The following is a 13,058-nucleotide window of genomic DNA, read 5'->3' on the forward strand; positions in this document are numbered from 1 at the left end:
TGGCCAAAATACCTTTGGGACGCCGTCTGCAACGAGACGGAGTCAGGGCCGCTTTGCTCCGCTCGATCTTGCAGAGCAACGGGATGCTCTTGTTCCGTGGCAACACGGCACGGGCGAGCGCCCCCGCGCATGCGGGGGTCGAGCCGGGTCGTTCACGGGTCGACGCCGGAAGGCGGCGACGATACTTTGGAATTTGCCTTACTTGGACGCCCCGCCCGGTGCCGGCGGCTCTGGTTGGTAGGACGTCACCGGTCCGCAATAGGCATAGAGCCCGGCCCAGTGTTCCTGCACGAAGACCACGTCATTGTCCCATCCCGGCATGATCAAGTACCGCGCGGTCCAGGTCTCGCCCTCACCGGAACATTGCGCATCGTAAAGATACGCGCCGTCCATGCCGCGCACCGCTTCTGGGTTCGAGACGGTGCAGGCGCTTTCGTAGAACAAAATCTCCCACCCGCTCAGCTCCATCACACCATCGCTATAGGGGTTGCCGCTGCACGCGTTCAGCTCATATCGGCCCTGCGGCAGGTTCTGGGCAAAGGCGGCGCTGGCAGACAGAGACAACAGGCCGGCAGAGGCAATCATACGGATCATGTCAAACTCCCTTTGGGTGAAATCATTCCCGAAAGCAGAGCATGACCCACCCCGTCCTGTCACGTCTTTCCTGTCAGCGCGCCATGCTGTTGCAGCGCGAACCGGTCGGTCATTCCGGCAATGTAGTCGGCGACCAGCCGGGCGCGGGCGGTTTCATCCCGTGCGGCCTCCACATCCTGCTGCCATTCCTCCGGCAGCATCTCGGGGCGTGCCATGTATAGGGGGAACAGCTCTTCCACCACCCGTGTGACCCGTCTGCGCATTTCAACGACCGATGGCGCGCGGTACATGCGCGAAAACAGGAATGCCCGGATCTCTTTCAGATCGGCAAACAAGGCGTCCGAGAACCGTACCATCGGGCGCCCTGCCCCGCGCAGCTCTGCCACGCTTTGCGGGTCGGCCTCTGCCAGTCTTGCGCGAGAGGTGTCGATCACATCCGACACCATCACCCCGAAGACCCTGCGCAGCGCCTCCGCCCGGCGGCGTTTCAACTCCAGCCCCGGCCAATCCCGATCAACCTCTGCATAGGCTGCGCCCACGATCGGTAATTCCGCCGCCTCGGCATCGGAAAAGAGCCCTGCCCGCAGCCCGTCGGCAAGATCATGGTTGTTGTAGGCCACATCGTCAGACACGGCGGCCACCTGCGCCTCGCCGCTGGCATGGGTATTCAGCTCCAGGTCATGGCGGGCGTCATAATCGGCCAGCGCGAAGGGCAGCGGCGCGGGCACGGGGCCATTGTGCTTGGCGATCCCTTCCAGCGTTTCCCAGGTCAGGTTCAACCCGTCAAACCCTGCATAGTTACGTTCCAATGACGTCACGATCTTGAGCGCCTGCGCGTTGTGATCGAACCCGCCATAGGGGGCCATCAGCGCATTCAACGCGTCCTCTCCGGTATGGCCAAAGGGCGTGTGGCCCAGATCATGGGCCAGCGCCACGGCTTCGGTCAGATCCTCGTTCAGCCCAAGCGCACGGGCAATGGTGCGCGCCACTTGCGCCACCTCGATGGAATGGGTCAGCCGGGTGCGGAAATAATCGCCCTCATGTTCCACGAAGACCTGGGTCTTGTGCTTGAGCCTGCGAAACGCGCCCGCATGGATGATCCGGTCGCGGTCGCGTTGGAAGGGCGAGCGAAAGGCGCTCTCCTCCTCAGTGAACAGCCTGCCCCGGCTTTGGTCTGGCTTGCAGGCATAGGGTGCTGCCATCGCCCCTGCCTCCCTTTATTCTGTGGTCCCCACGGCTCTGCCCGCCGCATTTATCCACAGGCTATAGCAGTGGCAGCAAGCGCTGACGAGGGGTCACTCGGTCGAGAACCAGCCGATCATGGTCGAGACCAGCGAGCCGATCACAGGCAGCTGCGCGACCGTGCTTTCCAGAAAGCCCTGTGCAGCTTCCGCCACGAAGGCCCGCCCCTGAAGCATCCTCTCCAACTCTCGCGAACAGTCGGCGCTGCCGGTGACGGACTGATCATTATTGGCGATCGCCGCGTTGAGCAGCTCGAGACAATCGGCCGCCTGCAAGATGCCCGCCGTGCTTTGCCCCGCCAGCCCAGAGGCGGCACCGAAAGCACCTGCAAAGATCGCGGTCGGCGGGCGTTGCCCGGCCAATGCGACGGCACTGCCGACCTCTGAGATGATAACGCGCAACTCGCGCACCTCGGGGGTCGAATCCTCGCTGACACCGAGCGTCAGCAGGCTGGCATGAAGCACGGACACGAAGCGCAGAGCCGGAGAGTTGGGCCGCGTCGGGTCGATCAGATCGTTGCGCATGCGGATCAGGCGTCGGGCCTGCGCCAGAAGCGCGGCGATCACCTCCTCCCGCTCCTCCTCTCCGGCTGCGGTGGCGGCCCCGGCGGCCAGCCGGGTCTCGTGCGACAGGTGATAGGTGAGCCGATCCTGCGCACGGGCCAGCAGATCCGCGCGGGCACGGCTGTCATCCGGCAGAGCCTCGGCCTCATCGAGGATCGCAGAAACCGGCTGGCGCAGCAGATCCGTGCGGGCCTCAAGCAGGTCGATCAATTCTTCCAAAGCATCGGCGGCGGTTGGATCGGTCAGGCGGATCAGGGCCGTGGCACTGGCCGCAAGACGGCGGTGATCTTCAGGCGAGGCATTTGCAACGGCCCGCGCCAGCGCCTCGGCCTCTGGGCGCGGATCGAGGGGACCATCCTCACGTGGGAAGATTTCCAGCCGTCCGATCTGGGCATAGTCCGGCCGGTCCAGCGCCGGCAAAACCGCGCGCGCGGCCTCCCACTGATGCTGGCCATTGAGATGCGCACTCACGGCGCGGGCCTCGGCCTCGGCCTCCAACCAATCGCCGATCTGGTCATGCAGCGTTTCGAACCGGTCAAGGGCGGGGCGCAGGACGGCCTCGGCCTCGGCAGTTGTATAGCGCCCTGACCGCACGGCACGCACCCATCCTGACAGGGTGCGGTCAGCGGTGCGATAGAGCGGGCGCAGATGCGACCAGGACTGGAACAGCCCGCCGGAAGAGGATGTGAGGTAATCATACCCCTCCTCCGTCACGCCCTGCCGATCGAAGACCACCCGCAAAGTTGCTTCCGATACGTCGAGATCATACTGCCGGTCATGGGTCTCATACAGCAGCGCAACGCGGTCACGGATCGCCTGGATCGGCAGGCTGTCGGTCTGAGCGATGACCGGGGCAGTCAGGGACAGAACCGCGACCAGACCGGACAGGGCGATATTGACGAGGGTGGATTTGATGCGCACTGCGTTCATGTCGGACCTTTCCTGGCTTGGCCAGACCACGGGAACATTTCCAGCCTGGCTGCCCGTATGTCGTCGTCTCTGTGACGCGGGTTCAAGATATGAACGTCACTCTCTTGTGAGTGGATGTTACACGCCCTATTTTTGTATCACGTGACCAGATTCAATCCGACCCCGGAACCCTGCCCATGCTGACCCTGCCCCCGAAAGTGACCGACCGCGCCTTTGCCCGGATCGCGGAAATCAACGAAGCATCGGGAGAGGCCAAAGCCCTGCGTGTGGCGGTTGAGGGCGGCGGATGTTCCGGGTTTCAATACGAAATCACGCTCGATGACCCGGCAACGGACGACATGGTTCTGGAAGGAAGTGGCCAGAAAGTGGTGATCGACACCGTGTCCCTGCCATTCCTCTCGGATGCCGTCATTGACTTTACCGAGGAACTGATCGGGGCCCGGTTCACCATCGAGAACCCGAACGCCACATCCTCCTGCGGCTGCGGAACGTCCTTTTCCATGTAGAGCCTCACGGTAAAGCGCGACCGTTCCGGGGATTGACCCCGATCAAGGTCAGCACCGGGAATATCGCGCAGGCTGAGGGCAGACGACAAGGAGCTGCCCCATGACCCAACCGACATTCACCGCCACGCTTGAAGCCCCGAACCTGCTGATCATCGAGGTCACGGGCGCGATGACTGCGGTCGCGATGGAGGTTGCACTGGATGTATTGGTGCCGGAAGTGCGCGATATGCATCACGGCGGGGTGCTTATGCGGGCGCAGGGGGTGGAATGGCCCACGCTTGGCGCAATAGGCGTGGAACTGCGTCACTGGGGGCAGTTGATGGCGATGATCCGCAAGGTGGACAAGGTGGCTGTGCTGACCGATCAGGGATGGCTCAGGAACCTTGCCATGGTGGAAAGCCTCTTGGTTCCAAACCTCGTCATCCGGTCCTTCGCCCCCGATCAGGAGGCCAGTGCGCGGTCATGGCTGTCCGGGGGCGTGCCGGAATAATCGTTGGCTACCTGGTTTCGGATGCCAGGGAATCCACCAATTCAAGACTGGTTCCAGTTCCCAACAGCTCATCGGCGCGTTCGGCCATATTGGCGATCTCGACGAACAGGCTGATATCCCCTGCCCCCGATCCGGCCAGCAACAGGGCTGTCAAAGCCTCATCCACCAGTTCCGCCGCTTCCCTGTCCGAGCTCGTTGCGACAGCCATTGGCGCAGCAGGGGCCGGAAGGGGTGTTGGGGCCTGAGCCTGACCAGACAGGTTGAAGCCGCTGGTTGTGGTGGCCATTTGGCGCATCGGCGTCGTTGTCGAAACAACCGAGCGGTTAAGCGCCTCACCCTCGCTATCAGCAGCAATTCGCAGGGCGGGGCGCAGGTGATCGGCGCGGCTGTCCAGACGGGCGGCAGCGTGACCAAGCAGCAGATCGCGGAGCGGCCCAGGTTCGGTCAACGCCGCCATGCGGATCAGAGGTGCGACGGGCTGCGCGGCAAAGCCTTCGCGGGCAGCCAGTGTCGCCAGGCTACGTTCCAGCGGCAGATCTGCGGGCAATCCGAACAGTTCTTCCAGAAGATTGGCCTCGATCAGCAGGGCCCGACGACGGGCGGGGCTTGCGGCACCGTCGGCCATCAACCCTTCCGCGCGCGAGGCAAGCCAGGCAAAGGCCAGTTCCGCAGTGGTTGCATCAGGGGTGTCGGCGGATGGAACAGCCGGAATGATCTGCAAGGCTGCAATCGCCGCCGGATCGGGGCTTAGCGCCACGCCCCAGACCGCATCGGCCTCTGACAGGGCATGATAATACAGCGGATCACAACAACCGATATCCTGCGCCAGATCGGTCCAAAGGGCGCGCTCAACCATGCGTGCAACGTCATCGTCCAGCCATGCCGGGATATGGCCTGCAACCACCTCGATCTGTGCCAAAGCCGGGGCCAGCGCGGTTTCGGCCTCATCGCGGGTTACACGGCCCTCTACCACAGCCTGATCCCAGTCAGACAATGTCAAAAGTTGGGTGGCGAAGAACGTGTCATGCTGCGCCCAACGATCCTGCAAAAGCTGGCTCCAGTTATCCAGGTAGCGACGCGAGAAGACGATATCGTTTTCGATGAAAGCCCGGCTGAGCTGTCCGCGCACAATGCCAAGCGCAGAGGAGGAAGATGCCACGTCCCGCAGCTCGGTGATTTCGGCGCGATAGTCAGCAATTAGCGAATCCTCCTGTGCCCGCGCAGCAAGAGGCAGCGCAAGCAGGATGGCGATAAGCAGGATGGTCTGTCTGATCATGGGTTTTGTCGCTCGATTTATTGTGCCGAGATCTCCGCGTTAATGGCAGCCGGCGCAACCGATGTCTGCGCGTCATCATCAGCCATCACCCGCATCGGCAGGAGCAAGAAGATCACAAACAGGACAGTCAGGAAATTACGCATGGGTCTGGTCCACTACTTGGGTCACGTCGTCTTAATTAATAGTGTCACATTAACACTTTTGTTGCAAGCCCCCTTGGCTTTGCGGATAGAAGCAGCAAAAATGATCATGATTTCTGTATCTTGAACACGAACTGGACCCGCGCCATGAAGATCGCCACCTTCAACATCAATGGAATCAAGGCGCGCTATCCGGCGCTGTGCGACTGGCTGGACGAATCACAGCCTGACGTCGCCCTGTTGCAGGAGATCAAATCGGTGGACGAAAACTTCCCCCGCGAGATGTTCGAAGATCGTGGCTACAATGTCGAAACCCACGGGCAGAAGGGCTTTAACGGTGTAGCGATCCTGTCAAAACTGCCGTTGGAGGACGTGACACGCGGATTGCCGGGCGATGACAGCGATGAACAGGCGCGCTGGATTGAGGCCACCGTAATGGGAGAGAACCATGCGGTTCGCCTGTGCGGGCTGTACCTGCCCAATGGCAATCCCTGCCCCGGCCCGAAGTATGATTACAAGCTGGCCTGGATGGACCGGATGGAAGCGCGGGCGCGGGTTCTGCTGGCCGAGGAAATCCCGGTCGTGATGGCGGGTGACTACAACATCATCCCACAGGACGAGGACGCCGCCCGCCCAGAGGCGTGGAAAGAAGATGCGCTGGCCCGCCCCGAAAGCCGCGCCGCCTATCGCCGCATCCTGAACCTTGGCTTTACAGAAGCGTTTCGCGCACGGGTTGCGGGACCCGATCATTATTCCTTCTGGGACTACCAGGCAGGGGCGTGGCAGCGAAATGACGGTATCCGTATCGACCATCTGCTGCTAAGCGCACAGGCGGCTGACCTGCTGGACGACTGCCAGATCGACAAGGAGATCAGGGCGCGCGAGAAGCCATCCGATCACGTCCCGGTCTGGATCGAGCTGGCCGCCTGACATCCACTGGTCATCATGGCTGATGCCCGCCCATCCGGCGTTAAGTTGGCTTGGCCCCGGTCAACCCGTTGCGCGGACGGGTCGGATATCTTCGCGCCAGCTTAGACCACGAGCGAGTAACAGGCGCTGCGCACGGCCCGGATAGTCAGTGATGATGCCGTCCACACCCGCATCGATGGCGCGCAGGATGTCCTCGGGGCTGTTCACGGTCCATGTGTTGACGATAAGCCCCAGATCGCGGGCCAGGGCCACCTCTTCCGGGTCAAGATCCTCGTGATAGGGGCACCAGAACATGCCGCCCTGATGCGACACAATCCGGGGAAGCGACCCGCCGAACCGTGCCCACGGGGCCGACCCGATCCAGGGCGACGCTTCGAAGACATTGACCTCCATCGTCGGGTTCGGGCGAGGGAGATAACTGAGATAGGATCGCGGAATATCCGGCGCCTTGCGGGCTATCTCTTCCAGAACACGCCAGTCAAAGCTTTGCAGGATCGCCCGATCTTCCAGCCCGTGGCGACGCAAAATCGACAGGACAGCGGCCACGTAATCGGGGATCGGCGGCGTATTTTCTGGATGCTCCGGATGGCTCTTGATTTCGATGTTCAGCCAGATGTCGCGATACGCAGGCTCTGCCAGCATCCGCGCGAGATCTTCGAACTTCGGGATCTGCTGGCCATTCAGAAAGGCCTGATCGGGATAGCGCGCAGCATAGGTCGTGCCCGCCCTTAGCCCGCCCACATCGTAGCGGCTCAGCTCCTCATAGGTCAGATCGTGGATGCGCGGCCCCTCGCCCGACAGCCAATTCCCCTCTGCATCGCGGGTCGAGGCGGATAACAGGCGTGGGTTGTGGGTGATGACCGGAATACCGTCGCTTGTTGACAGGATATCCAGTTCCACCACCTGTACGCCGATATCGAAGGTGTTTCGAAAGGCCAGCAGCGTGTTTTCCGGCAGCACCCCTCGTGCAGCCCGGTGCCCGTGGAGCCGCACGATGCCGGGCGTCCGGCGCAGCGGAGCGAGCCGGTCCACCATCTCAGCCGATCCGTTTGTCAGTCTTGGCGTCGAAGAGATGCACCAGATCGGTTGGGATCGAAAAGCGCAGGCTGTCGCCCATCTTCACGTCGGAAATACCCTCCAGGCTGACTACCATCTGCTGATCGGTGCCGTGCAGTGGCCCATGTAGCAGCGTGACACCGCCCAGATGTTCCAGCATCTCGACCTCCATGCCGATTGGGCCTTCCGGATCGAGGACCAGATGCTCGGGCCGGACACCGCAAGTCACCCCACCGCGCGCCGATTGTCCCGTGGGCACCACAGCACCATTTGGCAGAGTCACGGACAGGCCATCGGCCTCGGCTGCGAAGAAGTTCATTGCAGGGCTGCCGATGAAACCCGCCACAAAGACCGAGGCCGGTCGCTCATACAGTTCGATCGGTGTGCCGAACTGTTCCACATAACCACCATTGAGCACCATCAGCCGGTCGCCAAGGGTCATCGCCTCGACCTGATCATGGGTCACGAAAATGGAGGTCACCCCAAGGCGCTTTTGCAGCTTGCGGATCTCCAACCGCATCTGGACACGCAGCTTGGCGTCGAGGTTCGACAGCGGCTCATCGAACAGGAATACCTGCGGGTCACGAACGATGGCGCGTCCCATGGCGACGCGCTGACGCTGACCGCCTGACAGCTGCCGCGGCTTTCGGTCAAGGTATTGAGAGATCTCCAGAATCTCTGCTGCTTCCTGCACCTTTCGGTCAATCTCGGCCTTGGGCATTTTGCGGATCTTGAGACCATAGGCCATGTTCTGGCGCACTGTCATATGCGGGTAGAGCGCATAGTTCTGGAACACCATGGCAATATCACGATCCGCCGGTTCCAGCGTATTGACCACTTTGCCGCCAATGGAGACCTCGCCCGAAGAGATGCTCTCCAATCCGGCAACCATCCGCAAAAGCGTGGACTTTCCGCAGCCGGATGGACCCACGATGACGACAAACTCGCCATCTTCGATCTCTGCCCCGATATGGTGCAGAACCTCGGTCTGACCGTAGGATTTGGTGAGTGAATCAAGTGTAATTCCAGCCATTTGGCGCGTCCTATTTGTCGGTCTCGGTCAGCCCTTGCACGAAGAGCTTCTGCATTGCGATCACCACGAAGATCGGCGGCACCATTGCAAGCAGCGCCGTCATCATGATGATGTTCCATTGCGGGGTCTGTTCCGCCGCCTCAAGCATCTGCTTGATCGACACGACGATGGTCATCATGTCGGTTTCGGTCGTGATCAGCAGCGGCCAGAGATACTGGTTCCAGCCATAGATGAAGAGGATCACGAAGAGTGCCGCAATATTGGTGCGGCTCAGCGGAATGACGATGTCCCAGAAAAAGCGCATCGGCCCTGCCCCGTCGATGCGCGCGCTTTCCAGCATCTCGTCGGGGATGGTCAAGAAGACCTGCCGGAACATGAAGGTCGCCGTGGCCGACGCTATCAGCGGCACGGTCAGGCCCCAGTAACTGTTCAGCATACCCAGCTCGGCGATCACTTCGAATGTCGGCAGGATGCGGACCTCGACAGGCAGCATCAGGGTGATGAAGATCATCCAGAAGAAGCCCATGCGGAAGGGGAACTTGAAATAGACGATCGCGAAAGCCGACAGAAGCGAAATGGCGATTTTGCCGATCGCGATCATCAGCGCCATGATCATCGAGTTCATCAGCATCATCCAGACCGGCGCGGTATTGGTGCCTTCCAGGCCGGATCCGAACAGTGTCTGGCGCAGGTTCACGAAGAACTGGTCGCCGGGCAGCATCGGGATTGGCGTCTGAAGCATCCGCTCGGCTTCGTGGCTTGCTCCGACAAAGGTGATCCACACTGGAAGCGCCACGATTGCGACACCCAAAAGCAGCACGATATGGGCCAGAATCGACAGAAGGGGACGATTTTCAACCATCAGTACTGAACCTTCTTTTCGATGAAGCGGAACTGGATCACCGTCATGACGATGACAAGGAACATCAGGATGACCGACTGCGCCGCCGATCCGCCAAGGTCGAGGCCGATGAAGCCGTCATTATAGACCTTGTAGACAAGAGTTGTGGTGGAGTTGGCGGGGCCACCTTGAGTGACAGCATGGATGATGCCGAACGTATCGAAGAAGGCATAGACCGCGTTGATCACCAACAGGAAGAAGGTGGTGGGCGAGATCAGAGGAAAGATGATCGTCGCAAAGCGGCGGATCGGGCCGGCACCGTCAATGGCTGCAGCCTCGATAACGGATCGCGGGATGGATTGCATCGCAGCCAGGTAGAACAGGAAGTTGTAGGCCACCTGTTTCCATGCCGCGGCAATAATCACCAGGAACATCGCCTGACTGCCGTTCAGATAGTGGTTCCAGTCATAGCCGACCATTTCAAGCAGATAGGGAAAGATCCCGATGGTCGGATTGAACATGAACAGGAACAATGCACCGGCAAGAACCGGGGCCACAGCGTAGGGCCAGATCAAGAGCGTCCGATAGCCCGTCGATCCGCGCACCACTCGATCGGCAAAGCCCGCAAGGATCAGCGCAAAGCACATCGACAGAAAAGCAACGGCAGCGGAGAAGAAGATCGTCCGGCCAAATGTGTTGCGGTAGTGGTCGTCCTGAAGCAGGTATTCGAAATTCTCGAACCAAACAAACTCAGTCGAAAACCCGAAAGCGTCCTCGATCAGGAAGGACTGGTAGATCGCCTGACTGGCGGGCCAGATGAAGAAGATCAGCGTGATGATGACCTGCGGCGCAACCAGAAGGTAGGGCAACAGGGACGCCGGGAAATGTACGCGCTTTAGCATCGGGATAAGGCCGGGTGCGGAAGGGAAAGTCCCGGCGGCCGTGACAAGCCGCCGGGCAGATTATCGCGTCAAGTCTGCACGATCAGTTAACCGACCGCTCGAAGCGGCGCAGCAGTTCGTTGCCGCGCTCTACGGCATTGTCCAGCGCTTCCTGTGCAGTCTGGTTGCCGGCCCACAGACCTTCCATCTCTTCGTTGATCACATCACGTACCTGCACGAAGTTGCCGAAGCGGATGCCGCGGGAATTCGGGGTGGGTGCGTTCAGGCTGAGCTGCTGACCAGCGGTGTCGGTGCCGGGGTTTTCATCATAGAAGCCCTGGCTTGCGCTGAGTTCCGCAGCTGCCGTGGTGATCGGCACATAGCCGGTTTCCTGGTGCCACCATGCCTGCACTTCAGGCGAGGACAGGTAGGTCATGAACTGGGCCAGACCTTCGTATTCCGCGGCATCATGGCCACGCAGCGCCCACAGGGTCGCGCCGCCGATGATCGAGTTCTGCGGGGCGTCCGCCACATCCGTATCGAGCGGCAGCATGGTCTGACCGAACTCGAATTCAGCCTGTGCCACGATGGACCCGTAATAGGCCGAGGAGTTCATCCACATGCCGCATTCACCGTTTGTGAACATGGGCAGCGAGTCACCACGACGACCGCCATAGACGAAGAGGTTGCCCTCCTGCATGTCTGCAATCCGCTGCAGGCGGTTGGCGATGGCTTCGTTGTTGAAGGTGAATTCGGTGTCGAACCCGGCAAAGCCGTTTTCCTGGGTGCCCATTTGCAGGTTGTGCCATGCCGAGTAGTTCTCGATCATCACCCAGCTTTGCCAACCAAAGGAGAAGCCGCACGCCATGCCGTTGTCGACCAGCGCCTGAGCGGCGGTTTCCATTTCGTCCCAGGTGGTGGGCACATCGACGCCGGCAGCTGCCAACGCGTCAGCGTTGTACCACAGAACCGGGGTGGAGCTGTTGAAAGGCATCGACAGAAGCTCGCCTTCCGGGGTCTGGTAATAGGACACAACGGCGGGCAGATAGGCGTCGCCATCGAAGGGCTCGCCGGCATCTGCCATCATTTCCTCAACCGGGTAGATCGCGCCTTCGGCGGCCATCATGGTGGCGGTGCCAACCTCGAAAACCTGCACCAGATGCGGCTGTTCACCGGCCCGGAATGCGGCGATGGCGGCAGTCATGGTCTCGGTGTAGTTGCCCTTGTAGGTGGGTACGATCACATAGTCGGATTGCATGGCATTGAACTCTGCCGCCATGCGGTCAACCCGCTCGCCATTCGCGCCGCCCATGGCGTGCCACCAGTGGATCTCGGTCTGTGCGGCGGCGACCCCGGCCATGAGGCCAAAAAGGGCAGAACTTGCCAGTAGCGTTTTGGTGAAGGTCATTTCTTCTCTCCCTGTCAGAAATGCAGCTGTGATGCGCGGCAGCTTTCGCGAGGCAGTGAAATAATTCAAGTGAATTTTTTACTCCCATATTCATAACATCGTGTTATATTCTGCACCAGAAAACGTTTGCTTTCGCAACAGCAGAAAAACGGGTAAGCCATTGAAATTCCAACTCAGACAACTGGAAGCCTTCCGCGCCGTGGCGGAAACCGGCAGTGTCACAAAGGCCGCACAGGCGCTTGGGGTGTCACAACCGGCAGTCAGCCGATTGCTGTCGGATTTTTCAAAATCCATCGGCTTTGAGCTGTTCGAGCGGCGTCAGGGCCTGCTGCACCCGACAAGTGAGTCGCGGTATCTGCTGGCCGAGGTGCGCCGTGTTCTGGATGGTCTCGATCACTTGGAGGACCTGCGCCGTGACCTGACTGAGCGCACCGCCGGGCACATCCGCATTGCCTGCCTGCCCGGTTTTGCCACCAGCCACCTGCCGGGCGTCTTGATGCGCTTTCTGGCAGATCGGCCAGGCGTTACAGTCACACTGGAGCCTGACCGGCCTGAGCGCATCCTGGAGTGGATCATCGGTGAACAGTATGATTGCGGGATCACCGATGCCTTTCCCGGCCACCCCGCCACCGAAAGCAGCGACCTACTGATCCGATCGGTCTGCATCCTGCCAACTGGCCACCGACTGGCAGAGAAAAGCCAAATCACCCCACTTGATCTGGCCGATGAAAAGATGATCCATACCCGCCGCGACAGCCGGTTCTTTCACCGTCTCAGCCGGGCGTTTTCCAACTATGGAGTCGAGATCAATTCCTGGATCGAAGTGCGCCAGTTCACCGCCGCCTGCACCATTGTGGCCGAGGGAATGGGGGCCTCTGTCGTCAGCGCGCTGGACGCGGCCCAATATGAGGGGCAAGGCGTGATCGTCCGCCCTTTCAACCCGCCGATCCATCACAGGCTGACAATCCTGCGCCCGGCCACCGGCAGCCGAACACCCATTGTGCTGGACTTCATCGACGCCTTCACGCGCAGCCTGGATCCCTATCTGGCCAGCGCTGGCAGCGGGGGCGATCCGGGTTGAGCTGGCAGGTCTGGCAGCAAATGACGCGGCATTGGCAGGATCTGCAAGTGCCCCTGCCCGTTTCTGCGCCTATGATGGGCCACGTCC

General features: G+C 60.8%; 14 protein-coding genes. 4 read left to right on the forward strand and 10 right to left on the reverse strand.

Annotated elements, in window-relative coordinates; translation table 11 throughout:
• Window positions 1-198 precede the first annotated feature (198 nt).
• The 3 genes from ACROHD_RS07800 to ACROHD_RS07810 all read right to left on the reverse strand — a co-directional run bounded on the left by ACROHD_RS07800 (window position 199) and on the right by ACROHD_RS07810 (window position 3,329).
• Window positions 199-594, reverse strand: coding sequence for a hypothetical protein (locus ACROHD_RS07800; RefSeq protein WP_432676990.1), 396 nt, complete (start codon window positions 592-594; stop codon window positions 199-201).
• 59 nt (window positions 595-653) lie between these two features.
• Entirely contained in the window at window positions 654-1,796 is a 1,143-nt protein-coding gene (locus ACROHD_RS07805; RefSeq protein ID WP_432676992.1) for a deoxyguanosinetriphosphate triphosphohydrolase, read from the reverse strand.
• Between the two features lie 93 nt (window positions 1,797-1,889).
• Window positions 1,890-3,329 carry a hypothetical protein gene (locus tag ACROHD_RS07810; RefSeq protein WP_432676994.1) on the reverse strand — a complete coding sequence of 480 codons (1,440 nt, stop codon included), beginning with the start codon at window positions 3,327-3,329 and terminating at the stop codon, window positions 1,890-1,892.
• Between the two features lie 179 nt (window positions 3,330-3,508).
• On the opposite strand from ACROHD_RS07810, the gene ACROHD_RS07815 reads away from it, so the two are divergent.
• Both ACROHD_RS07815 and ACROHD_RS07820 read left to right on the forward strand, forming a co-directional pair.
• Complete coding sequence (locus tag ACROHD_RS07815) at window positions 3,509-3,835, forward strand: HesB/IscA family protein (protein WP_490166575.1); 327 nt, start codon at window positions 3,509-3,511, stop codon at window positions 3,833-3,835.
• 100 nt (window positions 3,836-3,935) lie between these two features.
• Window positions 3,936-4,325 carry a SpoIIAA family protein gene (locus ACROHD_RS07820; protein WP_432676996.1) on the forward strand — a complete coding sequence of 130 codons (390 nt, stop codon included), beginning with the start codon at window positions 3,936-3,938 and terminating at the stop codon, window positions 4,323-4,325.
• 7 nt (window positions 4,326-4,332) lie between these two features.
• Here the strand turns inward: ACROHD_RS07820 and ACROHD_RS07825 are convergent, their stop codons facing one another.
• Together ACROHD_RS07825 and ACROHD_RS07830 are read right to left on the reverse strand one after the other, a co-directional pair.
• Window positions 4,333-5,601, reverse strand: coding sequence for a hypothetical protein (locus ACROHD_RS07825; RefSeq protein WP_432676997.1), 1,269 nt, complete (start codon window positions 5,599-5,601; stop codon window positions 4,333-4,335).
• Between the two features lie 17 nt (window positions 5,602-5,618).
• The gene (locus tag ACROHD_RS07830) at window positions 5,619-5,744 is read right to left on the reverse strand and encodes a hypothetical protein (RefSeq protein WP_432676998.1); all 126 of its coding nucleotides are present in this window, start codon (window positions 5,742-5,744) and stop codon (window positions 5,619-5,621) included.
• A gap of 144 nt (window positions 5,745-5,888) precedes the next feature.
• On the opposite strand from ACROHD_RS07830, the gene xth reads away from it, so the two are divergent.
• Window positions 5,889-6,671, forward strand: a complete 783-nt coding sequence (xth, locus tag ACROHD_RS07835) for an exodeoxyribonuclease III (RefSeq protein ID WP_432677000.1) — start codon at window positions 5,889-5,891, stop codon at window positions 6,669-6,671.
• Between the two features lie 60 nt (window positions 6,672-6,731).
• On the opposite strand, the gene ACROHD_RS07840 is transcribed toward xth, so the two are convergent.
• The 5 genes from ACROHD_RS07840 to ugpB form a co-directional block, all read right to left on the reverse strand.
• Window positions 6,732-7,706: a glycerophosphodiester phosphodiesterase gene (locus ACROHD_RS07840; RefSeq protein WP_432677002.1), complete on the reverse strand. Its 975-nt coding sequence runs from the start codon at window positions 7,704-7,706 to the stop codon at window positions 6,732-6,734.
• A 1-nt stretch (window position 7,707) separates the two neighbouring features.
• The gene (locus ACROHD_RS07845; protein ID WP_432677004.1) at window positions 7,708-8,760 is read right to left on the reverse strand and encodes a sn-glycerol-3-phosphate import ATP-binding protein UgpC; all 1,053 of its coding nucleotides are present in this window, start codon (window positions 8,758-8,760) and stop codon (window positions 7,708-7,710) included.
• A gap of 10 nt (window positions 8,761-8,770) precedes the next feature.
• On the reverse strand, window positions 8,771-9,622 hold the full coding sequence (gene ugpE / locus ACROHD_RS07850; RefSeq protein WP_432677005.1) for a sn-glycerol-3-phosphate ABC transporter permease UgpE: 852 nt from the start codon (window positions 9,620-9,622) through the stop codon (window positions 8,771-8,773).
• Window positions 9,622-10,503 carry a sn-glycerol-3-phosphate ABC transporter permease UgpA gene (ugpA, locus tag ACROHD_RS07855; protein ID WP_432677007.1) on the reverse strand — a complete coding sequence of 294 codons (882 nt, stop codon included), beginning with the start codon at window positions 10,501-10,503 and terminating at the stop codon, window positions 9,622-9,624. Before ugpA ends, ugpE begins: the two co-directional genes overlap by 1 nt.
• A gap of 82 nt (window positions 10,504-10,585) precedes the next feature.
• Entirely contained in the window at window positions 10,586-11,890 is a 1,305-nt protein-coding gene (ugpB, locus tag ACROHD_RS07860) for a sn-glycerol-3-phosphate ABC transporter substrate-binding protein UgpB (RefSeq protein WP_432677008.1), read from the reverse strand.
• Between the two features lie 160 nt (window positions 11,891-12,050).
• Between ugpB and ACROHD_RS07865 the strand changes: the two genes are divergently transcribed.
• Complete coding sequence (locus ACROHD_RS07865; RefSeq protein WP_432677009.1) at window positions 12,051-12,971, forward strand: LysR substrate-binding domain-containing protein; 921 nt, start codon at window positions 12,051-12,053, stop codon at window positions 12,969-12,971.
• The last annotated feature ends 87 nt before the right edge of the window (window positions 12,972-13,058 follow it).

Origin of the sequence: Nioella aestuarii, assembly GCF_050896395.1 — a bacterium.
Taxonomy (GTDB): Bacteria; Pseudomonadota; Alphaproteobacteria; order Rhodobacterales; family Rhodobacteraceae; genus Nioella; species Nioella aestuarii.